The sequence below is a fragment of the Rathayibacter sp. PhB1 genome (assembly GCF_004362935.1).
GTDB lineage: Bacteria > Actinomycetota > Actinomycetes > Actinomycetales > Microbacteriaceae > Rathayibacter > Rathayibacter festucae.
This window is the reverse complement of the sequence record NZ_SNYD01000002.1, coordinates 393,004-417,821: the sequence shown is the minus strand read 5'-3', so window position 1 is coordinate 417,821 and position 24,818 is coordinate 393,004. Positions and strand designations below refer to the sequence as shown.

The window sequence follows — 24,818 nt, the reverse complement described above, 5'->3', positions numbered from 1 at the left end:
TGTCAAGCGTCTGCCGGCCGGGCGACGCCGGTGCTGGGATCGGGATCGAGGAGGCGCGCCGCGCCTCGGAACAGGAGACGTCATGACCCAGGGACCCCGCGACTTCCGCCCCACCCGCGCCGTCGTCACCGCCTCGGACTCCGGCATCGGCCGGGCCGCCGCCGTCGCCCTCGCCGAGGCCGGCATGGACGTCGGCATCACCTGGCACAGCGACGAGCAGGGCGCCCTGGAGACCGCGGACGAGGTGCGCTCGCACGGCCGCCGCGCCGAGGTCGCCCGCCTCGACGCGACCGAGCTCGACCGGGTCGGCGACGTGATCGACGACCTGGCCCGCCGCCTCGGCGGACTCGACGTCTTCGTCAACAACGCGGGCGGGGGCGGCGGCGAGCCCTTCCTCGAGCAGAGCCTGGACAGCTGGCGCGAGGTCGTCGCGCTGAACCTCGACGGAGCGTTCGTCGGCCTCCAGCGCGCCGCGCGCATCATGGTCGAGCAGGGCACCGGCGGCCGCCTGATCGGCGTCACCAGCGTGCACGAGCACCAGCCCCGCGTCGGCGCGAGCGCCTACGTCGCCGCCAAGCACGGACTCGGCGGACTGCTGAAGGTCGCCGCCCTCGAGCTCGGCCGCTACGGCATCACCGCCAACGCGGTGGCACCGGGCGAGATCGCGACCCCGATGAACGACGCGGAGGACGTGGATCCGCACGGCATCGACCGCCCGGGCATCCCGCTCGGCCGCCCCGGCGACGCGCGCGAGATCGCGGCCGTGATCGCCCTCCTCGCCTCGCCCGCGGGCGCCTACATCACGGGAGCGTCCTACGCCGTCGACGGCGGCATGCTGCAGATGGGGCCGCAGGCCGGCTCGCACCTGCTGCAGGACGACTGGCGGGACGCCTGACCGGCCGACCATCGCGCCCGCCCGACCGGTACTCTCGAAGAGGTGCTCCGGCGGGCGGGGCGCTCGAACCGAGGGTGCAGGTGACGCGCGTGTGGTTCCGCCGTCGACGCAGGTTCAAGATGGAGCCGTACGACCCGGATGAGAACCCGTCGCGCGAGCCCGTCTCGGTCGAGGAGGCCGCGGAGGAGGGTCTGCTGCTCGCCCAGTACGCGAGCCGGATGGCCGTGAAGAACCGCGTGCTGATGGACGGCCTGGCGGAGGGCGTCCCCTTCGACGTCCGGCACTACTCCGTCATCGCCGCCGCCGAGCTGGAGAAGCTCGCCGACGAGTCGGAGGCGGCGGCCGAGCGCCTGCGCGCCATCGCCGCGGACGCGACCCTGGTCGGCGGCCGCTCCGACCACGTGCACGACTACCGCTCCGCCGACATCGACAACCTCGACCACCGCGAGCGGCTCTCGCTCGCGGTCGCCGACTCCCTGCGCCACCGCGCGCGGGACGAGCAGTACCTGGCCTCGCTCGTCGACGACGCCCGGCAGGACGCCTGGCGCGAGCTGTCGCAGTCGATCGAGGAGACCCTCGACCGCGCGCCGCTGATCGACGCGGACGACGAGGAGTACCAGCGAGACCGCTCGGTGCGGATGGCACTCGTCGTCGTCGACGACCTGGCGAAGCTCGCGGCCGAGCGCGGAGTCGCGCTCGAGGAATGAGGCGGGCTCTCGCGGTCGGCGCGAGTCACCGGATCAGCGGATGACGCCGGTCAGCACGAGGGGACGATCAGGCCCAGCCGGCCCGGAACGACTCGGTCGCCTCGGAGGAGCGCTCGCGCACGGACTCGAGCAGCTCCACCATCGAGGTGCTGCGCAGGAATGCGAGCCGGTCGAGCTCGGTCACCGGAGCGACTCCAGCGAGCTGCCAGGCGTGCGCGGCCGGGTCCTCGGCCAGCTCGACGACGGCGCCGTAGCGCTGCTCGACGAACTCGCTCGCGACCGCCAGCGCCGTCCGCACCGCGGACTCGGCGGAGCGCAGCAGCTCCTCGTGCTCGGGCGCCCACTCCAGCGGCGCGACGGGACGCACCTCGGCCTTCGGGTACGGATCGTCGTCGTACCAGCGGACGACCTCGAAGCGGTTCTCGCCGACGCTGTCGATGGTGACGAACGACTCGGCGCCGTCGATGTTCAGGATGCGCGCGACCGTGCCGATCGGGAAGCGCTGGTCGCCGCCGCCGACCTCCTGCCCGCGCTCGATGAGCACGACGCCGAACGAGAGCGTGTCGTCCTCGAGCACGTCGCCGAGCATCCGCAGATACCGCGGCTCGAACAGCCGGAGCGGGAGCGGCATGTGCGGCAGCAGCACGGAGCCGAGCGGGAACATCGGGAGGTCAGGCACGAGAACAGCGAACCACGTCGTGCGGAGAGCGGCCACTACGGGCTTCCGGGCGGCGGACGTGCTAGCGCCGACGCGGTCGACGCAGAAGGAACACCATCCGTTAACCAACGGGGAGGAAGATCCGGCCGTGACCGCTGAAGTGAACCTCGACCAGATCGTCTCCGAAGTGTCCGCGCGCCTGCGCACCCGCTTCCCCGACCGCTCCGCCGCTGAGGTGGAGTCGGCCGTCCAGAAGGAGCTCGACTCCCTCGCCGACCGCCCGGTCCAGGACTACCTGTCCGTCCTCACCGAGCGCGCCGCGAAGTCCCGCCTGAAGAAGTCCCGCCCGGACGCCTGACCGGCCGCCACTCCGCCCACTCCGCAGAAGTCGTCGTACTCGCCGCCCGAGTACGCCGACTTCTGCGTACTCGCGCACGTGAGCGAGCACAGGTGTACCGGCACGCGCACTGATCGCGGACGGTTCGCCGCGCTGCTCCAGGTCAGAGCACCGCGCCCACCGAGCGCAGGAGATCGAGGAACGCCGTCTGGTCGATGACCTCGACGCGCTGACCCTTCGACGCCAGCTCGCGCGCGGCGGCATAGAGAACGACGAGCGCAGTAGGCGTGTCCACATCACGACAGTAACGGAGCGCCGCGACACCCCCACTCCGCTCACTCCGCAGAAGTCGTCGTACTCGACGCCCGAGTACGACGACTTCTGCGTATGCGCGGCGGGGACCGACGGCGAGGTCGCGTCGAGTGCGCAGAAGTTGTCGTAGTCAGAACGCGAGTACGACAACTCTTGCGGAGTCGACACCCGCGCCGGCGGCGCGACGGGGACGGGACGGAAGTAGGGCGTACGGGACTTGAACCCGTGACCGACGGATTATGAGTCCGCTGCTCTGACCGGCTGAGCTAACGCCCCGCGGCGCCCGAGGCGAGCGGGGCGGGCCGTCAGGAGGCGGCTCGGCCTGCCGGAGCGGACGCTGCGTCGGCGGCCGGATCGGCCACCGACTCCCCACGATACAGGCTCTCGAAAGTGCTGATCGTGCGGTTGATGTCGTGCGCGGCGACGATGCGGAGCGAGCTGCGCTTGAGGGCCTCGAGGCGCTCGGGGTCGGCCGTCAGGACGTCGGTGAGGCCGTCGGCGAGGGCCTGCGCGCTGCCGGGCTCGAAGAGGTGGCCGTTCTCGCCCTCGTGGACGAGGTGCGGGAGCGCCATCGCGTCGGCGGCGACCACGGGCAGGGCCGAGGCCATCGCCTCCATGGTGGCGATGCTCTGCAGCTCGGCGATGGAGGGCATCGCGAAGACGGTCGCCCGGCTGTACGCCTGCTTCAGCTCGGCGTCGGAGACGTAGCCGGTGAAGTGGACGCGGTCGGCGATGCCGAGGGTGGTGGCGAGCTGCTGGAGGTTGCGCATCTGATCGCCGCCGCCGACGATCTCGAGCTGCGCGTCCAGCGACGGGTCGAGCAGCGAGACCGCGCGGAGCAGGACGTCGATGTGCTTCTCGCCGGTGACACGACCCACGAAGAGGATGCGGTTGGCGGTGCGCGGGGTGAAGTCGGGCGTGTAGTTGTCGGCGTCGATGCCGCAGGAGATGGCGTGCACGCCCTGCAGCCCGGTGTACTTCTCGAGGAACTGCGCGGCCTTGCGGGTCGGCGTCGTGACGGCCTCCGCGCGGCCGAAGGTGCGGCGGGCGGCCCGCCAGGCCATCGCCACGGCCTTCGCCTGGGCGGCCTTGGGCAGCAGCGTGAACTCGAGCATGTTCTCGGGCATGAAGTGGTTGGTGCCGATGATGCGGATGCCGCGCTTGGCCGCCTCCTGGCCGAGGCCGCGGCCGACGATGACATGAGACTGGAAGTGCACGACGTCGGGCTTCACCTCGTCGAGGATCCGCGCGCTGTTCTGTCGGATGCGCCACGGCATCGCGAAGCGCAGCCAGTCGTGCGGGGGCCACCGGAGGCTGAAGAGGCGGTGCACGATGATCCGCTGACCCTCGTGGTCCTCGACGCGGGTGCCGCTCCAGCCGTCGGCGGACGGGGCGACGACGTGCACCTCGTGGCCGCGCGCCTGCAGGCCGGCGGCGAGGCGCTCGGCGAACTTGGCGGCTCCGTTGACGTCCGGCGCGAAGGTGTCGCAGCCGATCACGACGGTCAGCGGGCGGCGGGCGGCGTCCGCCGGAGCGGAGTCGCCGGTCGACGACTCGGGGCGTGACGCGTCGCGGGGATCTGACACGGAGTGGGTCCTAACGATGTCGTGTCGCTCGAGGGAGTGGAGCGATCGGCGTGGGTTCGGGCGGGTGCACGGCGTCTCGAAGCGGTCCCAGTGTAGGCGCGGAGGGCGCCAGAACCCGGGATTGCGGCGCCTCGCGTCGGGCGGCTCAGCGGGCCTGCGGGTGGTGCTTCGCGAGGAGGAAGACGCCCCAGATGGCGACCACTCCCGCCGCGATGAAGAGCGGGATGGCCCACGGCGCCGCGTACTGGGCCTCGCCGAGGACGATGATGCCGATCGCCACGGCGACCAGCGGGTCGACGACGGTCAGGCCGGCGACGACGAGGTCCGGCGGCCCGGAGGCGTAGGCGTTCTGCACGAAGTAGCCGCCGAGCGCGGTCGCGGCCAGGAGCGCCACGATGCAGACGACGGTCAGCGGGTCGAACTCGCCGAACTTGATCCGGTTGAGGACCACCTTCGCGAGGGTGGCGACGAAGCCGTAGACGACGCCGGCGCCGAGGATGTAGAAGATCGCGCGGGCCTTCTTGCGGAAGACGCGGAAGGCGATCACGAAGATCGTCATGACGACCGCGAGGATCACCAGGATCGTGATCAGCTGCGAGGTCCGGATCGACTCGTCGACCGCGTTGAACGCGGCCACCAGCACGAAGACTCCGACGCCGCCGACGCAGAGCATGATCGCGCGGATCGAGGACGCGTTGAGCCGCACCTTGCTCACCCGGGCGTTCACGATCGCCGTGATGACGAGCGCGACCGCACCGAGCGGCTGGACGACGATCAGCGGCGAGAAGCCGAGGCTGGTGAGCTGGAAGACGATCGCGAGCGCCAGCATCAGCGTGCCGATCACCCAGGACGGTCGCGAGAGCAGCGCGAAGAGCTGCCCGCCGCTGAGTCCGCTCGACCCGGAGCGCTTGGAGAACCGCTCGACCTTGACGACTCCGCGGTGCTGGAACTGCGCGCCGAGGGAGAGGAAGACCGCCCCGATCAGAGCGATCGGGATGCCGATGAACTTCGCCGGGTCGTTCAGAAGGTCGGCGAGGTCAGTGGGCATGGGCACGACCCTACCCACGATCGATCCGCGCATCCTCCGACGCACGGGGGACCTCGGCTAACCAGCGGATGACGATCAGGACGGCCCCCCCGCAGGGCCCGCGATACCCTGATCCTCATGGCCGTCCTCCCCATCCGCATCGCCGGCGACCCCGTCCTGCACTCCCCCGCCGCCCCCGTCACCGAGTTCGACGACGCGCTCCGCACGCTCGTCGCGGACATGTTCGAGACGATGGACACGGCGCCCGGCGTCGGCCTGGCCGGACCGCAGGTCGGCGTGCCACTGCGGATCTTCGTCTACGACTACGAGGCCGACGACGGCACTCCCCGCCGCGGCGTCGCGATCAACCCCGAGCTCTTCGTCACGCCGACGCCGCTCGGCGAGGCCGACGAGGACACCGAGTCCGAGGGCTGCCTGTCGTTCCCCGGCGAGCGCTTCCCCCTGCGGCGCTCGGAGCGCGCGATCCTGCGCGCGGTCGACCTCGACGGCACGCCGTTCGAGATCGAGGCGGAGGGCTGGTTCGCCCGCGTCTTCCAGCACGAGTTCGACCACCTCGACGGCGTCCTCTACACGGACCGCCTCGAGCACGAGTACGCCAAGCCCGTCGCGAAGATCACCCGCAAGCGCGGCTGGGGCGTCCCCGGCGTCTCCTGGACCCCGGGCGTCGATCACCTCGAGGACTGAGCGTCCGAGGGACTTCGACTCCGCTCCGATTCCGGGCCGGCGCTCCCTGCCCTAGGCCAGGTCGACGCCGTGCACGCCGTTGTGGTGGCGCACGGTCGGGAAGGACGCGGTGACGCTGCGCCCGACGCCCGGCGTGCGCTTCTCGACGACGTCACCGCCGAAGAGGCCGGCCCGCTCGCGCAGCTCCGAGAGCGCGGGGCTGTCGATGCGATCGGTGAGCGCGCGCAGGTCGGCGTCGACGGCGCTCGCGTCGGACTCGGCGCCGGCGTGGCGCTCGCGGTCGTCGTCGACCTCGACGCGCAGGCCGGTGGCGGTCCAGCGGGAGGTGATCCGCAGCTCGGTGCCGGTGCCGCCGGACTCCAGGGCCTCGTCGAAGGCGTACTCGAGCACGCGCATCACGGCGACGTCCGCGCCGTCCTGCAGCGGAAACGGCTCGCCGAACGTCTCCTCCTGCACGACCAGGCCGCGCTCGCGGGCGCTCTCGATCAGGGCGTCCGTCCCGCCGGTCGCGGGGAGCTCGCGCGGATCGACCGCGGCGACCGTCGCGATGCGGCGCAGCTGGGCGAGCGACGCCTCCGCGGCGCTGACGGCCCGCCCGGCGGAGCGCGAGGCGGCGGCGGGATCGCGGTCGATGGTGAGGCGCACGCTCTCGGCCTCCTCCACGACCTTCGACGCGGCGCGGACGGCGAGCTGCTCGAGCTCGCCGACGATGCGCAGCCGCGCCTCCTGCTCCCGGACCGACAGCTCGAGGGCGACGGCGCGCGCAGCCTCCTCGGCCCGGCTGTCGAGCGCGCGGCGCTCGGCGGCGGCGGAGCGGCGCCACAGGACGATCGCCCCCGCCGCGACGATCAGGGCGAGGACGAGGACGACTTCGAGCACGACGGCCTCCGGGGCATCAGGGAACGGCGCGGGGGGACGCCGGAGAGCGATGGTACCCGGCAGCGGGCGTCGGAGCCGGAGGCGCGGCGGGGGCTTGCGGTCGGCCCACCCGACTCCAGTGAGCGCTCAGCCCTCGCGGCGGCTGCGCGCGACGGTGAACTTCGCGCTGCGCTCGATGATCTTGGTCGGCCCGACGGAGCGGCGCAGCTCGGCCGGGTGCGCGAGGTGCGAGTTGAACACCGTCCACAGCTCACCGCCGGGGCGGAGGATGCGGCCGGCGGCCGCGATCATCCGGCGCGCGACGAGGTCGGTCACCGCGCCGTCGGAGTGGAACGGCGGGTTGCAGAGCACCACGTCGACCGAGCCGTCGGCGAGCGTGGAGGCGTTGTCGTCGCGGAGCAGCCGGATGCGGTCGCCCAGGCCGTTCGCCTCGGCGGTCAGGCCGGCGGACTCCACGGCCGCGCGGGAGCTGTCGGTGGCGATCACGTCGAGGTCCGGGCGGGCGAGCGCGAGCGACGCGGCGAGCACTCCGGAGCCGCAGCCCAGGTCGACCGCGACTCCCCCGGGCAGCGCGGCCGGGTCGAGCGCGGCGAGCAGCGCCCGCGTGCCGAGGTCGAGCTTGGCGCCGGCGAAGACGCCGGGCAGTGCGACGACCTCGAGCCGGTGCTCGGCCAGGCGGCGGCGCTCCGCTCCGGGGGCGGCGGGCTGCTCCGCCTTCGCCTCGCTCGCGAGCAGCGCCCGCGACTTCTGCCGCGCGAGGCTGACGTCGATCCGGTCGTAGCGGCGGGCCAGGACCTCGTTCATGCCGAGCGACATGTGCTTGATCCGCCCGGCGCCGATGAGCTGCGCGGCGGGGTTCGCGAGCGCGACCTCGGCCGCGACGGCGGCCAGCGCGTCGAGCGAGCGCGGGAGGCGCAGCAGCACGATCTCGGCGCCCTCGACCGCGTCGGCGATCGAGTCGGCGATCGTGAAGGGCGCGAGCTCGATGCCGGCGGCGCGCACTGCCTCGGCGTTGGCCGCGAGGGCCCGCTCCGCGACGATCGAGTCCTGGGCGGAGGAGACCGCCACGCCGTCGGCGGCGAGGGCCAGCGTCAGCGCGCCGAAGGCGTCGCCGACGACGGCGACCCGGGAGCGCCCCGCTGCGAGGTCGAGGAGGAGGCGGTCGCTCGCGTCGACCGCGACGAGATCGGGGGCCTCGACGTCGGGCCGGCGGCGGAGGAGGTCGAGGACGTCGTCGCGCATGGGGGCTCCGGTCGGGGTCGCGGCAGAGAGCACGGCGGACCGGTGAGCACGCAGGGAACGAGGCGCGGAGACCGGGCCCGGAGGACCGACTCGAGGGCACGAAAAAGGGCCCAGGAGTGGAGTCCCAGGCCCTTCGCTCCCCGACTTGGACTCGAACCAAGAACCTACCGGTTAACAGCCGATTGCTCTGCCAATTGAGCTATCGAGGATCATCCGCTCACCCGGAGGCGAACAGCGCGTGACTACTTTAGCAAAGTCTGCGCGAACTCCAAATCCTGGATCAGTAGCCGAGCGCCGGGTCGACGACGCCGAGCAGTTCGCGACCCGCGGCGAACGCGGCGACGTTGGCGCGGACCCGCTCGGCGAGCAGCGGCGTCGTCATCTCCGGGGTGTCCGCAGAGTGCGGGGTGATCAGGCAGCGCGGCTCGCTCCAGAGCGGGTGCCCGTCCGGCAGCGGCTCCGGGTCGGTGACGTCGAGGGCGGCCCCGGCGAGCCGTCCCTCCGCGAGAGCGACGACGAGGGCGTCGGTGTCGACGAGGCTCCCCCGGGCGACGTTGACCAGCACGGCCTCGGCCGGCAGCCGCCGCAGCAGCTCGGCGTCGACCAGCCGGGCGGTGCCGTCGGTCGCGGCGGCCGCGAGCACGAGGACGTCGGCGTCGGCGACCACGTCGGGCAACTGCTCCGCGGGGACGGTCCGATCGGCTCCGGGCAGGGCGGCATCGGACCGGCGCACCACGGTGACGCGGGCGTCGAAGACGCTCAGCAGTCGCAGGAGCTCCACGGCGATGCCGCCCGCGCCCACGACGACGACCCGCGCGCGGTGCAGGGTCCTGGCGCGCTTCGCTCCCCAGGAGTCGGCACGGGCGCGCTCGGGCAGCGAGCGCAGCAACGCGAGGGTCAGCGCGAGAGCGTGCTCGGCGACCGGCTCGGCGTAGGCGCCCTTCGCGCTCGTCCAGCGCAGCCCTCGATGCCCGGTGCTCCGCAGCACGGGCGCGAACACGTCGACGCCCGCCCAGGGCAGCTGCACCCAGCCGATGCCCGGGTGCTCGGCGAGGACCGCGGCGAGCTCGTCGGTGCGGCCGTAGGAGAGCCAGAGCAGCGCCTCCGCCTCCTCGACGCCGACGACGGTCCCGCCGCCGGCCTCGATCGCGTCGGTGAAGATCTGCTTCGGCCGGGGCAGGACGGCGATGCACGGCGCGCTCATCCGGCCTCCTCCGCGGGCGCCGTGCGCGCGGCGCGGGAGGCGTCGAAGCGCTCGAACTCGGCGAAGGCGGCGCCGAGCTCGCGGACGTACGGGTGCCGGGAGTCGTTCAGCACCTCGAGCAGCGGTCCGTAGGCGACCACCTCGCCCTCGACCAGCACGGCGATCCGGTCGGTGGCCCGGCTGAGCACGTCGATGTCGTGGCTCACGACGACCGCGGCGAAGCCCTCCTGCCGCCGCAGATCCGTCAGCAGGTCCACGATCGACTCGCGGACCGTCGCGTCGATGCCGGACGTCGGCTCGTCGGCGATCAGCACCTTCGGGCCGAGCACGAGCGCGCGGGCGATCGCGACGCGCTGCCGCTGACCGCTGGAGAGCTCGTAGGGGAAGCGGTCGAGCAGGAACAGCGGCAGGTGCACGGAGTCGAGCAGCGTCGCCACCCGCACCGCCGCGCTCTTCGGGTCGTAGTGGCGGTCGCGGAGGAAGATCGGCTCGGCGATCAGCTCGGAGACGGTCAGCTCCGGGCGCAGCACCGCCCCGGCGTCCTGCGCGAGGTGCGCGACGTCGAAGGTGAAGCGCTTGATCTCGCGGGCGGGCATCCCGCGGAGGCGGTGGCCGGAGACGGTGGCCTCGCCGCCGATGATCACCGGCCGCGTGCGCGCGCCGGCGCCGGCCGGGCCGTCGAGACCCTCGCCGCCGAGGACGCGCGCCAGCGTCGACTTGCCGGAGCCGCTGCCGCCGAGGATCCCGAGCACCTCGCCCGGCTCGACCCGCAGGCTGACCCCGCGCAGCGCGGTCCAGCGCCCGCTGATGCCGCGCGGCGGGTACTCGACGCTGAGGTCGTCGACGACGATGGGCGCCGAGGCGGCGGCGGCTCGGCTCACGCCTTCCGCTCCGCCTCGACGATGCTGCGCAGGAGCTCGCGGCGCTCGGCCTGCTCCCCCGGGTCCGGCACCGGCAGCGAGGCCAGCAGCCGCTGCGTGTACGGGTGCTTGGGCGCGGACAGCACCTCCTCGCCCGTGCCCTCCTCGACCAGCTCGCCGCGGTAGAGCACGGCGATCCGGTCGGCGAGCAGGTCGACGACGGCGAGGTCGTGGCTGATGAAGAGCGAGGCGAAGCCGAACTCGCGCTGCAGCTCCGCGAACAGCTCGAGCACGCGCGCCTGCACCGAGACGTCGAGCGCCGAGGTCGGCTCGTCGGCGATCAGCAGCTTCGGCTCGAGGGCGAGCGAGCGCGCGAGGCTCGCGCGCTGGCGCTGGCCGCCGGAGAGCTCGTGCGGGTAGCGGTCGCCGTAGGAGCGCGGCAGCTGCACCGCCTCGAGCAGCTCGTCGACCCGCTTCCGGGCGGCACCGGCGTCGCGGGCGCGGCCGTGCACGATCAGCGGCTCGGCGACGCACTCGGCGATCGTCAGCAGCGGATTGAAGCTCGACGCCGGGTCCTGGAAGACGAAGCCGATGTCGCCGCGGACGGGGCGGAAGGCGCGCTCGCGGATGCCGCGCATCTCCTTGCCGAGCACCCGCAGCGAGCCGCCGGTGACGGTGGTGAGTCCGGCGATCGCGCGGCCGATGGTCGTCTTGCCCGAGCCGCTCTCGCCGACCAGGCCGAGCACCTCGCCCGCGCGGATGCGGAAGGAGACGCCGTCGACGGCGACGAAGCCGGGGCGGCCGAGGCGGCCCGGGTACTGGATCCGCAGATCCTCGGCGAGGACGAGCGTCTCCGCCTCCGGGGCGCCGGCGCGCTCGATGGCGCGCTCCTTCGCCCGGGCGACGCCCTGGCCCACGTGCGGGACGGCAGCGAGCAGCTTGCGGGTGTACTCGGCCTTCGGAGCGGCGAACAGCTCGGCGACCGGCGCCTCCTCGACCAGCTCGCCCTGGTACATCACGGCGACGCGATCGGCCAGGTCGGCGACGACGCCCATGTTGTGGGTGATCAGGACGATCGAGGTGCCGAAGTCGTCGCGGCAGCGGCGGAGCAGGTCGAGGATCTCGGCCTGCACCGTCACGTCGAGGGCCGTGGTCGGCTCGTCGGCGACGATCAGCCCCGGGTCGAGCACGAGCGCCATCGCGATGACGACGCGCTGCTTCTGGCCGCCGGAGAACTGGTGCGGGTAGTAGTCGACCCGCTTCTCCGGCTCGGGGATGCCGACCGTGCGCAGGACGTCGATGGCGCGCTTCCGCGCGTCCTTCCGCGAGACGGAGGCGTGCGCGCGCAGACCCTCCGCGATCTGCCAGCCGACGGTGAAGACCGGGTTGAGGGCGGTGCCGGGCTCCTGGAAGACCATCGCGACGTCGGTGCCGCGGAGCTCGCGCAGGCGCGACTTCGGCACCGAGACGACGTCGGTCGAGGAGCTGCCGTCCTTCTTGGAGAGCAGGATGACACCGGACGCCGTCGCCGTCTCGGGCAACAGGCCGAGGATGGTCTTGGCGGTCACGGTCTTGCCGCTGCCGGACTCGCCGACGATGGCGAGCACCTCGCCGCGCTCGACGCGGAGGCTGACGCCGGCCACCGCGCGGACGGCGCCGCGATCGCTCGCGAAGGCGACCTCGAGGTCCTGGATGTCGACGATCGGGCGGGAGCTCGCGTCGGCGGGACGGCTGTCGGCGGGACGCTGGACGCTCATCGGGTCTTCTCCACTCCGGCGACGGGATCGTGTCCCGGCGTCTCCAGGCCGTCCGCGGGGAGCGTGCCGCCCGGGACGACGGACGTCGCGGCGACGTCGCCGGAACCGGCGGCCACCGCGCGCCGGCCGCGCAGGCGCGGGTCGGCGAGGTCGTTGAGGCTCTCGCCGACCAGCGTGATGCCGAGCACGACGAGGACGATGGCCAGGCCCGGGAAGACCGAGGTCCACCAGATGCCGCTGGTCACGTCGGACAGCGCCTTGTTGAGGTCGTAGCCCCACTCGGCGGCCGAGGTCGGCTCGATGCCGAAGCCGAGGAAGCCCAGGCCCGCGAGGGTGAGGATCGCCTCGGACGAGTTGAGCGTGAAGATCAGCGGCAGGGTGCGGGTGGCGTTGCGCAGCACGTGCTTGAACATGATCCGCGGGGTCGAGGCCCCGATGACCTTCGCCGACTCGACGAAGGCGTCGCCCTTGATCCGGACCGTCTCGGCGCGGATCACCCGGAAGTACTGCGGGATGTAGACGACCGTGATCGAGACCGCGGCAGCGAAGATGCCCGACCAGAGGTTCGACTGCCCGCCGGAGATCACGATCGACATCACGATCGCGAGCAGCAGGGTCGGGAAGGCGTAGATCGCGTCGCAGATCACGACGAGCACGCGGTCGAGCCAGCCGCCGAGGTAGCCGGAGACGAGACCGAGGAAGACGCCGAGGAAGATCGACAGCACGACGGCGACCACGATGACCAGGAACGCCGTCTGCGCGCCCCAGATCACGCGCGAGAGCACGTCGTAGCCGCCGACGGTGGTGCCGAGCAGGTGCTCGGCACTCGGCGGCTGCTGCGCGCCGAACGACTCGGTCCCGGTGCGCAGCTGCGAGTAGCCGTAGGGGGCGATCAGCGGGGCGAGGGCCGCGACGAGGAGGAACGCGCCGGTGATCACGAGACCGGTGACGAGCATCCCGCGCTGCAGGCCCACGCTCTGCCGGAGCTGGTGGACGACCGGCAGCCGGTCGACGAGGCGGCGGCGCGGGCGCGCCGGAGTGGTGGTGCTCATGGGTCAGTACCTCACTCGCGGGTCGATGAGCGCCGCGATGACGTCGACGATGAAGTTGGTCAGCGCCACGATCACGGCCAGCAGGGCGACGATGCCCTGCACGGCGACGAAGTCGCGCGCCTGGAGGTACTCGGCCAGCTGGAAGCCGAGGCCCTTCCACTCGAAGGTCGTCTCGGTGAGCACCGCGCCGCCCAGCAGCAGGGCGATCTGCAGGCCGATGACGGTGATGATCGGGATGAGCGCCGGACGGTACGCGTGCGTGCGGACCAGGCGGAACTCGCTCACTCCGCGCGAGCGGGCGGCGTCGACGTAGTCGGTGCCGAGGGTCCCGATCACGTTGGTGCGCACGAGGCGGAGGAAGATGCCGGCGGTCAGCAGACCGAGCGCGACGGCCGGCAGGACCGCGTGCGAGAGCACGTCGGCCACGGCGGCGGGGTCGCCGGTCTGGATCGCGTCGATCAGGTAGATGCCGGTCTTGTTCTCGAGGAACTGCAGCGAGAGCTCGGTGTTCGTGGTCGCGCGACCGGCGACCGGGAACCACTTGAGCCAGACCGAGAAGACGAGCTTGAGCAGCAGCCCCGCGAAGAAGACGGGGGTCGCGTAGCAGAGGATCGCGAAGATGCGCAGGACCGCGTCGGGCGTGCGGTCGCGGTGGTAGGCGGCGAGCATCCCGAGCGGGATGCCGACCAGGAACGCCACGATCAGGGCGTAGAAGGCGAGCTCGACGGTCGCGGCGCCGTAGGTGACCAGCACCTCGGTGACCGGGCGGTTGTCGCTCAGGGTGGTGCCGAAGTCGCCGCGCAGCAGGTTGCCGAGGTACTCGAGGTACTGCACGATCAGCGGGCGGTCGTAGCCGGCGGCGGCCACGCGCTCGGCCAGCTGGTCGGCGGTGAGCCGACCGCCCAGCGCCGCAGTGATCGGGTCGCCCGTCGAGCGCATGAGCAGGAACACCATCGTCACGAGGATGAAGACGGTCGGGATGATGAGCAGGAAGCGGACGAGCAGATAGCGCCCGAGTCCTCCTCCGGAGCCGCGCGGTCGCCGGGTGGGCGCCGTCGCCGCAGCCGTCGTGGCTGTCGTCACGTGATGCCTTTCGTGGAGAACGGCCGGCGCCTCCCGGGTGGGGAGGCGCCGGCCGGAGGGGTGGATCAGCCCTTGCTGAGCGCCGCGTAGCGGAACTTGAACGAGGCGTCGAGGGTGTCCTCGGCTCCGCTCACGGTGCTGCCGACGATCGCGACCTGCGAGCCCTGGAGGTAGGGCAGGGTCGACAGCTGCGCCGCGACCTTGTCCTGGATCTCCTCGATCAGCGCGGTGCGCGCATCGGCGTCGGTGGTGGAGACCTGCTCGGCGATCAGGCTCTGCACGTCGGCGTCGTCGAAGTGGTTCGCGAGGAAGTTCTCCTTGATGAAGAACGGCGACAGGTAGTTGTCGGCGTCGGAGTAGTCCGGGAACCAGCCGAGCTGGTACGCCGGGTAGACGTCGCTCGAGCGGTCTTTGGAGTACTGGACCCACTCGGTCGTCTGCAGGTTCACGGTGAACAGGCCGGTCGACTCGAGCTGGTCCTTGATCAGCGCGTACTCGTCGCCCGAGGACGGACCGTAGTGGTCGTTCGAGTACTGCAGGTTGAGGGTGACCGGGGTGGTGACGCCCGCGGCCTGGAGCGTGGCGGCCGCCTTGTCGGCGTCGACACCGCCCTGACCGTCGCCGTAGAGGCCCTTGAGGGACTCGGTCGCGCCGGTGAGGCCCTGGGGGACGTAGGAGTACAGCGGGGTGTAGGTGCCCTTGTAGACCTGGTCGGCGATCTCCTGGCGGTCGATCAGATCGGCCGCGGCCTGGCGGACGGCGAGCGCCTTGGCCGCGTCGGCCTCGGCGGTCGTCGCGCCGAACGGCTGCGTGTCGAAGTTGAAGACGATGTAGCGGATCTCGCCGCCGGGACCGTCGACGACCTTGACGGCGTCGTTCCCGCGGAGGTCCTCGACGTCGGTCGCCGAGAGGCTCCGGTACGCGACGTCGATGTTGCCCTCCTGGATGTCCAGCTTGAGGTTCGAGCTGTCCGCGTAGTACTTGACGTTGACGGTGCCGGTCTTCGCCGCGCCGAGCACGCCCTGGTAGTCGTCGTACGCCTTGTACTGGATGAGGTTGTTCACGTCGTAGTTGGCGATCGTGTACTGCCCGGCGAAGGCGTCGCCCGAGACGATGTCCGCGTCGGCGGTCAGCTCGTCGGCCGAGAAGACCTCCTCGTCCACGATCGGGCCCGCGGGGCTCGAGAGGATCTGCGGGAAGGTCTGGTCGTTCTCCGACTTCAGCGTGAAGACGACGGTGGTGTCGTCCGGCGTCGCGACGCTGTCGAGGTTCGCGAGGAGCGACGACGGGCCGTTCTCGGCCGCGATGGCGACCTGGCGGTCGAAGGAGAACTTGACGTCCGAGGAGGTCAGGTCGTGGCCGTTGGCCCACTTCAGGCCGTCCTTGAGCGTGACCGTGTACTCGGTCGGCGCCGTGAACTCGGCCGACTCGGCGATGTCGGGCTCGACGTCCGGGCTGCCGTAGGGGGTGTTCATCAGGAACGGGAACACCTGGTTCATCACGGCGAAGGAGCCGTTGTCGTACGAACCGGCGGGGTCGAGCGTGGTGATCTTGTCGGTGGTGCCGATGGTGAGCGTGCCGCCGGCCGCGCCGCCGGTCGAGTCCCCGCCGCCGGCGGAGCAGCCCGCCAGCACGAGCGCGACCGCGGCGAAGCCTGCTGCCGTGCCGAGTGCCCGCGAACCGCGAGTGAATCCGGATGTCATCTCCGTCTGCCTCTTCCTGTCAGAAATCGGATGCGGACCTCGGCGTGGAACGCGGTCCCGCGGCGCAGAGTCCGTCGCGCACGGGGTCCGTGCGGAGCGGTGTCGATCCGGCGCACTGTCCTTCAGGCGCACGGTGTTCTCTGGGCGCACGGGGGCCACGACGCTGAGCGCCCGCATTGCTGTTCCTCAGTGGTAACACATGCGGAAGCGCTCTCCGAACCGGCGCGGGCCGTCGAGCGCTTTCTTCACACGACTGCAACACGTCCCTCATCGAGGGCACGGGGCGCCCGCGGCGCCCTCATTCGGTGCGCAGGGCCCGCTTCTCGCGCTCCAGCTCGACCAGGCGGACCTGCACGGCGCGGGAGAGCACCGGGTCGGTCGAGGCGCGCTGCAGGGCGCCGCGCAGCTCGGCGATCTCGCGCAGGAGGTCGCGCTCGATCAGCGAGATCGCGACGTCCTTCGAGTAGCGGGCGAGGCCGGCCTCGTCGGCGGCCGGGATGGGCGCGACCGCGAGCTGGTGCACGAGCGAGGCGAACGGCCCGGGCACGTCGGCCGCTACGTGCTCGACCCAGTCGCGGTCCTGCGCGCGCTCCAGGTTGGCGACGACGGCGTCGCGGACGACGCGGAGGGTCTCGTTCGTGACGGCGGCGTGCGCGGCCCGGGCGAGCAGCGACTCCCCCATCACCTGGGGCAGCTGGAGCATGGCCATCAGCGCCTCGCGCTCGATCCGCGTGACGACGTCGACGGGGAGGTCGGCGATCCGGGCGCCGGCGGGCGCCTCGGGGGCGTCCTCCTGCGGGCGCTCGTCCCGGCCGCCCGGGGCGTTGCGCGCGCGCGAGCCGGCGGAGCGGACGGCGGAGTTGACCTCGGACATGTCCAGGCCGAGCATCCGGGCGAGCTCTCGGGAGTAGCCCGGGCGCAGCGCCGGGTCGCGGATCTCGGCGACGACCGGGGCGGCGGCGCGAAGGGCGGCGATCCGGCCCTCGACCGTGTCGAGGTCGTAGCGGGCCAGCAGCTGCCGGATGACGAACTCGAACATCGGCTTCTTGTCGTCGATGAGCCGGCGGACGGCGTCGTCGCCGCGGTTGAGGCGCAGGTCGCACGGGTCGAGGCCCTCGGGCGCGACGGCGACGAAGGTCTGCGCGGCGAAGCGGTGCTCCTCCTGGAAGGCGCGCATCGCCGCCTTCTGGCCGGCGGCGTCCGGGTCGAAGGTGAAGACGACCTCGCCGACCCCGCTGTCGTCGCCGAGCACGCGGCGCAGGACCTTGATGTGGTCGACGCCGAAGGAGGTGCCGCAGGTGGCGACCGCGGTCGTGACGCCGGCGAGGTGGCAGGCCATCACATCGGTGTAGCCCTCGACGACGACCACCCGGTGGCCGCGGGAGATGTCGCGCTTGGCCAGGTCGAGCCCGTAGAGGACCTGCGACTTGTGGTAGACGGGCGACTCGGGGGTGTTCAGGTACTTCGGACCCTTGTCCTCCTCGAGCAGGCGGCGGGCGCCGAAGCCGACGGTCTGGCCGGTGACGTCGCGGATCGGCCAGACGAGGCGGCCGCGGAAGCGGTCGTAGACGCCGCCGCGGTTGCTGCTGCTGACGAGGCCCGCCGTGGTGAGCTCCTCCTCGGAGAAGCCGCGGCGCTTGAGTGCGGTGGTCAGGCCGTCCCAGCCGTCGGGGGCGAAGCCGACGCCGAAGCGGTCGGCGGCGGCGCGGTCGAAGCCGCGCTCGCCGAGGAAGCGGCGGCCGACGTCGGCGCCGGGGGTCGCGAGCTGCTCGCGGAAGAACTCCTCGGCGGCGTTGTTCGCGGCGATGAGCCGGGCGCGTCCGCCGGTCTCGGGGGCCTGGCCGCCGCCCTCCTCGTACTGCAGCGGGAAGCCGATGCGGCCGGCGAGCCGCTCGACCGTCTCGCTGAACGAGGTGTGGTCCATCTTCATGACGAAGCTGTAGACGTCGCCCGACTCCTGGCAGCCGAAGCAGTGGTAGAAGCCGGCCTGGGGGCGCACGTGGAAGCTCGGGCTGCGCTCGTCGTGGAACGGGCAGAGCCCCTTCAGCGAGCCGACGCCCGCCGACTTCAGGGTGACGTACTCGCCGACCACGTCCGCGATGTTGACCCTGGCCTTGACCTCCTCGACATCCGTCTGTCGAATCCGAGGCATGCCCCCCATCGTATCCGCCGCCACCCGCCCCCCGGCCGAGTGCGCCGTTTCCGCCCCTCCCCTGCCGGCCGAGCAGCCGCGGACCCAGCAGGAAGGAGCGCCGACCGGCGCACCCGCCTCCTGCGCACATGCTGGTCGAGCAGCCGCGGAACGCGGCGTATCGAGACCCACCGTCATCAGCAGAGCGGGTCTGCAGACTCGTCCTGCTGACGCTGGTGGATCTCGATACGCCCGCTGCGCGGCCTACTCGATCAGCAGGGCTTCCCACCCCGCCGGACACGTCGGTCTCGATACGGCCGCTGCGCGCCCTACTCGACCAGCATGGAGATCGGCCTTCCGGCATGCACGGCGCAGGGTGCAGCCGAACGCGTGATTCGCGTGCCAGCGAATCGCGCTGGGCGTCCGCGCCCCGCTCTGCGGTACGCACCACGCCGAGGAGCCGACTGCGCGGACGCCGGGCGGGGACCGGCGTCCGAGCGAGCCGGGCTGCGCCCGGCGAGCTCAGTGGCACAGCCGCTCGAACCAGCTGAGGGCGCTCTGGTCGGTGAGGTTGGCGACCTGGTCGACGACGACGCGGCGGCGGGCGTCGTCGGTGCCGGCGGCGTTCCAGTCCTCGGCGAAGCCGGCGTCGAGGGCGCCGGCACCGCGTTCGAGGAGGGTGTCGGCGAGTCGGGTGAGGACCTCGCGCTGCTGGGCGTAGATCGGCTGGCGGGTGTTCCGCGACATCACGAAGGTGGCGACGATGCCCTTGAGGACGGCGATCTCGGCCTGCTGCTCGCGGGGGACGACGACGTGGCCGCCGAAGCGGACGAGGTCGGGGTGGGAGTAGGCCTCGCGGGTGGCCTCGGTGGCGGAGGCGGCGAAGCGGCCGATGAGCTGGCTGGTGAGGTTCTTCAGCCGGGCCTGGTCTCGGCGGGAGCCGTCCCAGGAGTCGACCCAGACGTCGAGCGAGTCGAGCCGGTCGAACGCTGCGACGAGCTCGTCGTGGCCGATCTCCCCGCCGACCCAGGAGTGCATCGACTCGACGAGGTCGTCGTGGTCCACGCGGGAGCCGAGCGCGGCGACGTCGATGTAGCCGGAGAAGACGGCGTCCTCGAAGTCGTGCACCGAGTAGGCGATGTCGTCGGAGAGGTCCATCACCTCGGCCTCGATGCAGCGGACGCCCTCGGGGGCGCCCTCGCGCATCCAGGTGAAGGCGGGCTCGTCGTCGGCGTAGAAGCCGTATTTGGCGCGGCCGGACGGGTCGGCGACGGAGCGGGTGTCGGGCCACGGGTACTTGCAGCTGGCGTCGAGGCTCGAGCGGGTGAGGTTCAGGCCGTAGGGGCGGTCGTCCTCGCCGAACACCTTCGCCTCGAGCCGGGTCAGCAGCCGGAAGGTCTGCGCGTTGCCCTCGAAGCCGCCGATCGACTCGGCCCAGCTGTTGAGGGCGCGCTCGCCGTTGTGACCGAACGGCGGGTGGCCGATGTCGTGGGCGAGGCAGGCGGTGTCGACGACGTCGGGGTCGAGGTCGAGGCTCGTGGCGAGCTCGCGGCCGATCTGGGCGACCTCGAGCGAGTGCGTCAGCCGGTTGCGGGCGAAGTCGACGCCGGCGGTCGGGCTGAGCACCTGCGTCTTCGCCGCGAGGCGGCGGAGCGAGCTGGAGTGGAAGAGCCGCGCGCGATCGCGGGCGAAGTCGGAGCGGCGGGTGCTGTGGTCCTCCGGCAGGAACCGCTCGACGTCGACGAGCGAGTACCCCCAGAGCGCGCGGTCATCCACCGCTGTGGTGGATCTCGGCGGCCGAGACGGCGTCGCGCTGGTCGGCGTTCAGCTCGCGGGACTCGAGCCAGCGGTCGGGCAGGGACGGCGTCTTCGGCGAGCCGGCACGGCCGCGCTGGCCCTCGGCTGCCTCGCCCGGGTAGGGCACGTCCGGGTCGAGGGTGGCGAGCAGCTCGTCGAGCTCGGCGAGGGTGACCACGGAGGCCATCTTCGCGCGCAGGTCGCCGCCGACCGGGTAGCCCTTGAAGTACCAGGCGACGTGCTTGCGGATGTCGCGGCAGCCGCGCTCCTCGCTCTCGAAGAACTCGCAGATCAGCTGGGCGTGCCGGCGGAAGGCCGTGGCGACCTGGCCGAGGGTCGGCGTGAAGCGCTCGTCCGAGCCCGCGAAGGCGGCGGCGAGGTCGCCGAAGAGCCAGGGGCGGCCGAGGCAGCCGCGCCCGACGACGACGCCGTCGCAGCCGGTCTCGCTCATCATCCGCAGCGCGTCCTCGGCCGACCAGATGTCGCCGTTGCCGAGCACCGGGACGCTCGAGATCGCCTGCTTGAGGGTCGTGATCGCCGACCAGTCGGCCTGGCCGCTGTAGAACTCGGAGGCGGTGCGCGCGTGCAGCGCGATCGAGGCGACTCCCGCGCCCTCCGCCGCCCGGCCGGCCTCGAGGTAGGTGAGGTGGTCGGAGTCGATGCCCTTGCGCATCTTGACCGTCAGCGGGACGTCGCCCGCGGCCCGCACCGCGCCCTCGACGATCTGGCGGAACAGCGGGAGCTTCCACGGAAGGGCTGCTCCCCCGCCCTTGCGGGTGACCTTGGCGACGGGGCAGCCGAAGTTGAGGTCGATGTGGTCGGCGCGGTCCTCGGCGACGAGCATGGTGACGGCCTCGGCGACCGTCTTCGGGTCGACCCCGTAGAGCTGGATCGAGCGGACCTTCTCGCTGGGGTGGTGGCGGATGAGGCGCATCGACTCCGGGGTGCGCTCGACGAGCGCGCGGGAGGTGATCATCTCGCTGACGTAGAGCCCGTTGCCGAACTCGCGGCAGAGCCGGCGGAACGCGGTGTTGGTGATCCCGGCCATGGGCGCGAGGACGACGGGGGCGTCGAGTTCGAGGGGGCCGATCCGGAGCGCCGGCGCGGTGCGCGTGGGCGGTGCGGCCATGAGAGTGGAGGACATCGGTATCGATTCTCCCAGATCCTGTGTTGGGGAAGGCGAACGAGCGGAGAGGTGGGGACGGATGGACGGGAACGGCACTGTGGAGGACGGAACTGTGGAGGACCGCACCGTGGAGGACGGTCCGGCGCGGTTCGAAGCGGATGCCCGCGAGCGCGGACTCGACGTCGAGATCGTCGACCGCCCGGAGGCCGGCAGCCTGGCCGAGGCGGCCGAGCTGCTGGGCATCGAGCCCGGCTCGATCGTCAAGTCACTGGTGGTGAAGCGCCACGACGGCGGCTTCGTCTTCGCGCTGGTCCCCGGCGGCCGGCAGATCTCCTGGCCGCTGCTGCGCGCGGTGGTCGGCGTGAACAAGCTCAGGCTGCCCGACGAGTCGGTGGCGCTGGAGGCGACGGGCTACCGCCGCGGCACGATCACGCCGATCGGCTCGACGACCGCCTGGCCCGTCGTCGCGGACGAGCGGATCGTCGGCCGCAGGATCGCGATGGGCGCCGGCACGAGCGGCCGGAGCGCTTTCGTGGAGGCCGACGCGCTGATCGCCGCCTACGGCGCGACGGTCGCCGACATCACGATCGAGGAGCCTGCTCGCTGACAGCGGGAGCGCCAGGAGCCGGCACCGCGCAGACGCCGTCCTCGCAGACGGGCACGTCCATCGCTCCGAGCATCTCGAACGGCCCGCTCGGCACTGGCTCGCTCATGCGACGACCGCCCGCTGCGACAGCACGTGCTCGAGCACCTCGGTGAACGCCGTCGGCTCCTGCGCGCCGGAGACCCCGAAGCGGCCGTCGAGCACGAAGAACGGCACCCCGTTGATCCCGTACTCGCGCGCCTGCGCGATGTCGGACTGCACGTCGGCGAGGTGCCGCTGCTCGTCCAGAGCGCGCCGAGCCTCGTCGGCGTCGAGCCCGACCTCGGCGGAGAGGGCGGCCAGGACGTCGGAGTCCGCGAGGTCGCGCCCCTCGACGAAGTAGGCGCGGAGCAGCCGCTCCTTCAGCTCGAGCTGCAGCCCGTTCGCCTTCGCGTGCTGCAGCGCCTGGTGCGCACGGACGGTCTTGACGTGCACGACCGACTCGAAGTGGTAGTCGAGGTCGACCCCTGCGGCGATCGCCGTGACGGAGTCGAGCATCTGCTGCGCCTGCTCCAGCGGGACGCCCTTGTGCTGGGCGAGGAACTCGGCCGTGCCGCCGCGGTAGTCCTCCGGCGTCTCCGGCGACAGCTCGAAGCTGCGGTACTCGACCACGACCTCCGGCGCGTCGGGGTGCGCGGCGTGGAACGCCGCCAGCCCGCGCTCGAACTTGCGCTTGCCGATGTAGCACCAGGGGCAGGCGATGTCGGACCAGATGTCGACGGTGATGGGGGTCTGCGCTTCGCTCACTCCGAGGACAACCGCGGCGACGGGGAGCTATTCCCGCAGCACCCGGACGAGCTCGTCGACGTCGGACTCGTCGTTCCAGAGGTGGAAGGCGACGCGGAGGCGTCCGCCCCGGCCCGAGACGCGCAGCCCTGCGGCCTGCAGGCGCGCCAGATCGGCGCCGTCCTGGTCCGGCCAGGAGACGATCGCGCGGTGCTGCGGCGTGCGGTCGAGGCGCTCGCAGAGCTGATCGCCCAGCCCGGAGGCGCGCTCCCAGACCTCGGCGAGGTCGAGCGAGCGGAACAGCTCGAGCGACGCCTCCGCCCCGACGAACGCCTGCCAGGCGGGCGAGACGTCGAAGCGCCGAGCGTTCTCGGCGAGGTGCATCGCCGGTCCGTAGCAGGAAGACCAGACGTCCTCCCCCGAGTACCAGCCGGCCTGCACCGGCAGCAGCTCGGCCGCGTACTCGGGCGAGACGGTGAGGAAGGCGACGCCGCGCGGCGAGCAGAGCCACTTGTAGGCGTGGGTGAGGGTCGCGTCGAAGCGGGAGGCGTCCACCGGCAGCACGCCCGCGGCCTGGGTCAGATCGCAGGCCGTGCGCACGCCGTGGCGGGCGGCGGCCTCGATGACCGCGTCGAGATCGGCGAGCGCCCCGCTGCTCGACTGCACGGCCGAGAAGACGACGAGGTCGTCGGCGTCCTCGACCGAGTCGGCGAGCGCCGCCAGCGGCACCGAGCGCACGACGACGCCGCGGTGGGCCTGGGCGAGGAAGGGGAAGACGATGGAGGAGAAGTCGCCGTCGACGCAGAGGACGTGCGCTCCGTCCGGGAGCGACGCGGCGAGCACGGCGGCCATCGCCGAGGTCTGCGAGCCGATCGCGACCCGGTCGACCGGCACTCCGGCGATCTGCGCGAAGGAGGCTCGGGCGCGCTCGGCGACCGCTCCGTAGCCTGCTGCCGTGCCGCCGCCGGCGGACCACTCGTCGAGGTCCGCGCGCAGGGCCTCGGCGGTCGCGCGGGGCGGCAGGCCCAGAGTGCAGGCGTTGTGGTACCCGCGGGCGCCGGGGAACAGCGCTCGGAGATCGGCGGGGGCCGGGGATGCGGTGCTCACCCTCCGAGGATCCCCCTCGACGCCCGGATCGCCAACCTCGCGGCGGCTCCGGGCGCGTCGTGCGTCATCGCGTGGCGAGAGCGTGCGCCTGCTCGATCAGCGCGACGACGGCCCGCGCCTCGCGGACGTCGACCGGCGACGGAGCTCCGTCGAGGAGCGTGCGGGCGACTCCGGCGAGGAATGCCGCGTAGTTCCCGCGCTCGCTCCGCACGACCGCCGTGCCGTGCTCGTCGGTCAGCACGCCCTCGGCACCCGCGGGCACGACTCCGAAGTCGTCGTCCAGCGGAGTCGCACTGCCGCCGCGCAGCGCACCCTCCTGCGGGTCGAGGCCGTCGACCGAGAACGCGGCCCGCGTGCCGAGCACCCGGAAGCGCGGGGCGGAGGCGCGGGCGACCCGGCTCATCGTCAGGTGCGAGCGCACTCCGGACTCGTGGAGCAGCGAGACGAAGGCGTCGTCCTCGCTGGCGCCGCCCGCGTGCACGACGCGCGTCTCCGCCGCGGTGACGACGGCCGGGCCGAAGAGCACCAGGGCCTGGTCGACGAGGTGGCTGCCGAGGTCGAAGAGGATGCCGCCGCCCTGCGCCGGGCCGATCGCCGTCTGCCAGCGCCCGGTCTTCGGGGCGCTCCAGCGCTCGAACGTCGACTCGAAGCGGATCACGTCGCCGAGCGCGCCCTCGTCCAGCAGCCGGCGCAGCGTGAGGAAGTCGGCGTCCCAGCGGCGGTTCTGGAAGACGAACACGGGCGCCCCGCCCGCCTCGGAGGCGGCGAGGATCGCGTCGACGTCGGCCGTGCTCGGCGCGAAGGGCTTGTCGATGACCACCGCGACGCCGTGGGCCAGCACCTGCTCGGCCTGCTCGCGGTGCACGGAGGGCGGCGTCGCGAGGACGACCAGGTCGGGTCGCTCGGCGAGCACGGCGTCGAGGCCGCCGACGATCCGGGCGCCGGGATGCGCGGACGCCGCCGCCGCCGCCCGCTCGGGATCGCTCGTCGAGATCGCGACCAGGTCGAAGTCGGAGTCCGCCTCGACGAACGGCGCGTGGAAGACGCGGCCCGCGAGCCCGTAGCCGACGAGCCCGACGCGGAGTGTGCTGGTCTCGATCGTCATGCTCCGATGGTAGCCAGCGGCGCCGTCGGGCCCTCCCCTGCCCCGTGACGCCGACTCCCCGCACCGGCCGAGGTGTCCCGCCGGCGGGCGGTCGGAGAACAGTAGACCCACTGCGCCGCGATCACCTCCGAACAGCGCCCACTGCACGCCGGCCCGGTCTCCCGCGGCTCCCGCTC

At 72.5% G+C, this 24,818-nt stretch carries 23 protein-coding genes and 2 tRNA genes; 5 read left to right on the top strand and 20 right to left on the bottom strand.

What is annotated here, in order from left to right:
• Positions 1-82 precede the first annotated feature (82 nt).
• Together EDF17_RS06090 and EDF17_RS06085 are read left to right on the top strand one after the other, a co-directional pair.
• Positions 83-895, top strand: coding sequence for an SDR family oxidoreductase (locus EDF17_RS06090; protein WP_123445651.1), 813 nt, complete (start codon positions 83-85; stop codon positions 893-895).
• A gap of 119 nt (positions 896-1,014) precedes the next feature.
• A complete protein-coding gene (locus tag EDF17_RS06085) occupies positions 1,015-1,602 on the top strand; it encodes a hypothetical protein (RefSeq protein WP_123445650.1) in 588 nt (195 codons plus the stop codon).
• Positions 1,603-1,669: 67 nt separating this feature from the next.
• On the opposite strand, the gene EDF17_RS06080 is transcribed toward EDF17_RS06085, so the two are convergent.
• A complete protein-coding gene (locus EDF17_RS06080) occupies positions 1,670-2,281 on the bottom strand; it encodes an LON peptidase substrate-binding domain-containing protein (protein WP_243732802.1) in 612 nt (203 codons plus the stop codon).
• 127 nt (positions 2,282-2,408) lie between these two features.
• Here EDF17_RS06080 and EDF17_RS06075 point away from each other — a divergent pair, with 127 nt between their 5' ends.
• The gene (locus tag EDF17_RS06075) at positions 2,409-2,618 is read left to right on the top strand and encodes a hypothetical protein (RefSeq protein WP_127886297.1); all 210 of its coding nucleotides are present in this window, start codon (positions 2,409-2,411) and stop codon (positions 2,616-2,618) included.
• 142 nt (positions 2,619-2,760) lie between these two features.
• On the opposite strand, the gene EDF17_RS20445 is transcribed toward EDF17_RS06075, so the two are convergent.
• The 4 genes from EDF17_RS20445 to EDF17_RS06060 all read right to left on the bottom strand — a co-directional run bounded on the left by EDF17_RS20445 (position 2,761) and on the right by EDF17_RS06060 (position 5,543).
• Positions 2,761-2,892: a hypothetical protein gene (locus tag EDF17_RS20445; RefSeq protein WP_260321493.1), complete on the bottom strand. Its 132-nt coding sequence runs from the start codon at positions 2,890-2,892 to the stop codon at positions 2,761-2,763.
• 219 nt (positions 2,893-3,111) lie between these two features.
• Positions 3,112-3,185 (bottom strand) — tRNA-Ile (locus tag EDF17_RS06070).
• 29 nt (positions 3,186-3,214) lie between these two features.
• Positions 3,215-4,405, bottom strand: coding sequence for a glycosyltransferase (locus EDF17_RS06065; RefSeq protein ID WP_123446001.1), 1,191 nt, complete (start codon positions 4,403-4,405; stop codon positions 3,215-3,217).
• A 235-nt stretch (positions 4,406-4,640) separates the two neighbouring features.
• A complete protein-coding gene (locus tag EDF17_RS06060; protein ID WP_123445647.1) occupies positions 4,641-5,543 on the bottom strand; it encodes a DMT family transporter in 903 nt (300 codons plus the stop codon).
• Positions 5,544-5,660: 117 nt separating this feature from the next.
• On the opposite strand from EDF17_RS06060, the gene def reads away from it, so the two are divergent.
• Complete coding sequence (gene def, locus EDF17_RS06055; protein ID WP_123445646.1) at positions 5,661-6,227, top strand: peptide deformylase; 567 nt, start codon at positions 5,661-5,663, stop codon at positions 6,225-6,227.
• Positions 6,228-6,278: 51 nt separating this feature from the next.
• On the opposite strand, the gene EDF17_RS06050 is transcribed toward def, so the two are convergent.
• The 12 genes from EDF17_RS06050 to dusB form a co-directional block, all read right to left on the bottom strand.
• Positions 6,279-7,106, bottom strand: coding sequence for a hypothetical protein (locus EDF17_RS06050; protein ID WP_123445645.1), 828 nt, complete (start codon positions 7,104-7,106; stop codon positions 6,279-6,281).
• A 126-nt stretch (positions 7,107-7,232) separates the two neighbouring features.
• Positions 7,233-8,348, bottom strand: coding sequence for a methyltransferase (locus tag EDF17_RS06045; RefSeq protein WP_123445644.1), 1,116 nt, complete (start codon positions 8,346-8,348; stop codon positions 7,233-7,235).
• Positions 8,349-8,484: 136 nt separating this feature from the next.
• A tRNA-Asn gene (locus EDF17_RS06040) sits at positions 8,485-8,557 on the bottom strand.
• Between the two features lie 71 nt (positions 8,558-8,628).
• Complete coding sequence (locus EDF17_RS06035) at positions 8,629-9,552, bottom strand: D-isomer specific 2-hydroxyacid dehydrogenase family protein (protein ID WP_123445643.1); 924 nt, start codon at positions 9,550-9,552, stop codon at positions 8,629-8,631.
• Positions 9,549-10,433, bottom strand: coding sequence for an ATP-binding cassette domain-containing protein (locus EDF17_RS06030; protein ID WP_243646352.1), 885 nt, complete (start codon positions 10,431-10,433; stop codon positions 9,549-9,551). The genes EDF17_RS06035 and EDF17_RS06030 overlap by 4 nt, the downstream gene beginning before the upstream one ends.
• Positions 10,430-12,169, bottom strand: a complete 1,740-nt coding sequence (locus tag EDF17_RS06025) for an ABC transporter ATP-binding protein (protein ID WP_123445642.1) — start codon at positions 12,167-12,169, stop codon at positions 10,430-10,432. The genes EDF17_RS06030 and EDF17_RS06025 overlap by 4 nt, the downstream gene beginning before the upstream one ends.
• On the bottom strand, positions 12,166-13,221 hold the full coding sequence (locus tag EDF17_RS06020) for an ABC transporter permease (protein WP_123445641.1): 1,056 nt from the start codon (positions 13,219-13,221) through the stop codon (positions 12,166-12,168). The genes EDF17_RS06025 and EDF17_RS06020 overlap by 4 nt, the downstream gene beginning before the upstream one ends.
• 3 nt (positions 13,222-13,224) lie before the next feature.
• A complete protein-coding gene (locus EDF17_RS06015) occupies positions 13,225-14,304 on the bottom strand; it encodes an ABC transporter permease (protein ID WP_123445640.1) in 1,080 nt (359 codons plus the stop codon).
• 65 nt (positions 14,305-14,369) lie between these two features.
• A complete protein-coding gene (locus tag EDF17_RS06010) occupies positions 14,370-16,007 on the bottom strand; it encodes an ABC transporter substrate-binding protein (protein ID WP_123445639.1) in 1,638 nt (545 codons plus the stop codon).
• A gap of 298 nt (positions 16,008-16,305) precedes the next feature.
• Entirely contained in the window at positions 16,306-18,159 is a 1,854-nt protein-coding gene (gene dnaG / locus EDF17_RS06005; protein ID WP_123445638.1) for a DNA primase, read from the bottom strand.
• A gap of 501 nt (positions 18,160-18,660) precedes the next feature.
• A complete protein-coding gene (locus tag EDF17_RS06000; protein ID WP_123445637.1) occupies positions 18,661-19,914 on the bottom strand; it encodes a deoxyguanosinetriphosphate triphosphohydrolase in 1,254 nt (417 codons plus the stop codon).
• Positions 19,907-21,079 carry a tRNA dihydrouridine synthase DusB gene (dusB, locus tag EDF17_RS05995; protein ID WP_185019954.1) on the bottom strand — a complete coding sequence of 391 codons (1,173 nt, stop codon included), beginning with the start codon at positions 21,077-21,079 and terminating at the stop codon, positions 19,907-19,909. Before dusB ends, EDF17_RS06000 begins: the two co-directional genes overlap by 8 nt.
• Positions 21,080-21,173: 94 nt before the next feature.
• Here dusB and EDF17_RS05990 point away from each other — a divergent pair, with 94 nt between their 5' ends.
• Positions 21,174-21,668 (top strand): YbaK/EbsC family protein, encoded by a 495-nt coding sequence (locus EDF17_RS05990; protein ID WP_243732801.1) that lies wholly within the window; start codon positions 21,174-21,176, stop codon positions 21,666-21,668.
• 102 nt (positions 21,669-21,770) lie between these two features.
• On the opposite strand, the gene EDF17_RS05985 is transcribed toward EDF17_RS05990, so the two are convergent.
• The 3 genes from EDF17_RS05985 to EDF17_RS05975 all read right to left on the bottom strand — a co-directional run bounded on the left by EDF17_RS05985 (position 21,771) and on the right by EDF17_RS05975 (position 24,642).
• A complete protein-coding gene (locus tag EDF17_RS05985) occupies positions 21,771-22,451 on the bottom strand; it encodes a DsbA family oxidoreductase (protein ID WP_123445634.1) in 681 nt (226 codons plus the stop codon).
• A gap of 27 nt (positions 22,452-22,478) precedes the next feature.
• Positions 22,479-23,537, bottom strand: a complete 1,059-nt coding sequence (locus EDF17_RS05980) for an aminotransferase class V-fold PLP-dependent enzyme (protein ID WP_123445633.1) — start codon at positions 23,535-23,537, stop codon at positions 22,479-22,481.
• 64 nt (positions 23,538-23,601) lie between these two features.
• The gene (locus EDF17_RS05975) at positions 23,602-24,642 is read right to left on the bottom strand and encodes a Gfo/Idh/MocA family oxidoreductase (RefSeq protein WP_123445632.1); all 1,041 of its coding nucleotides are present in this window, start codon (positions 24,640-24,642) and stop codon (positions 23,602-23,604) included.
• Positions 24,643-24,818 lie beyond the last annotated feature (176 nt).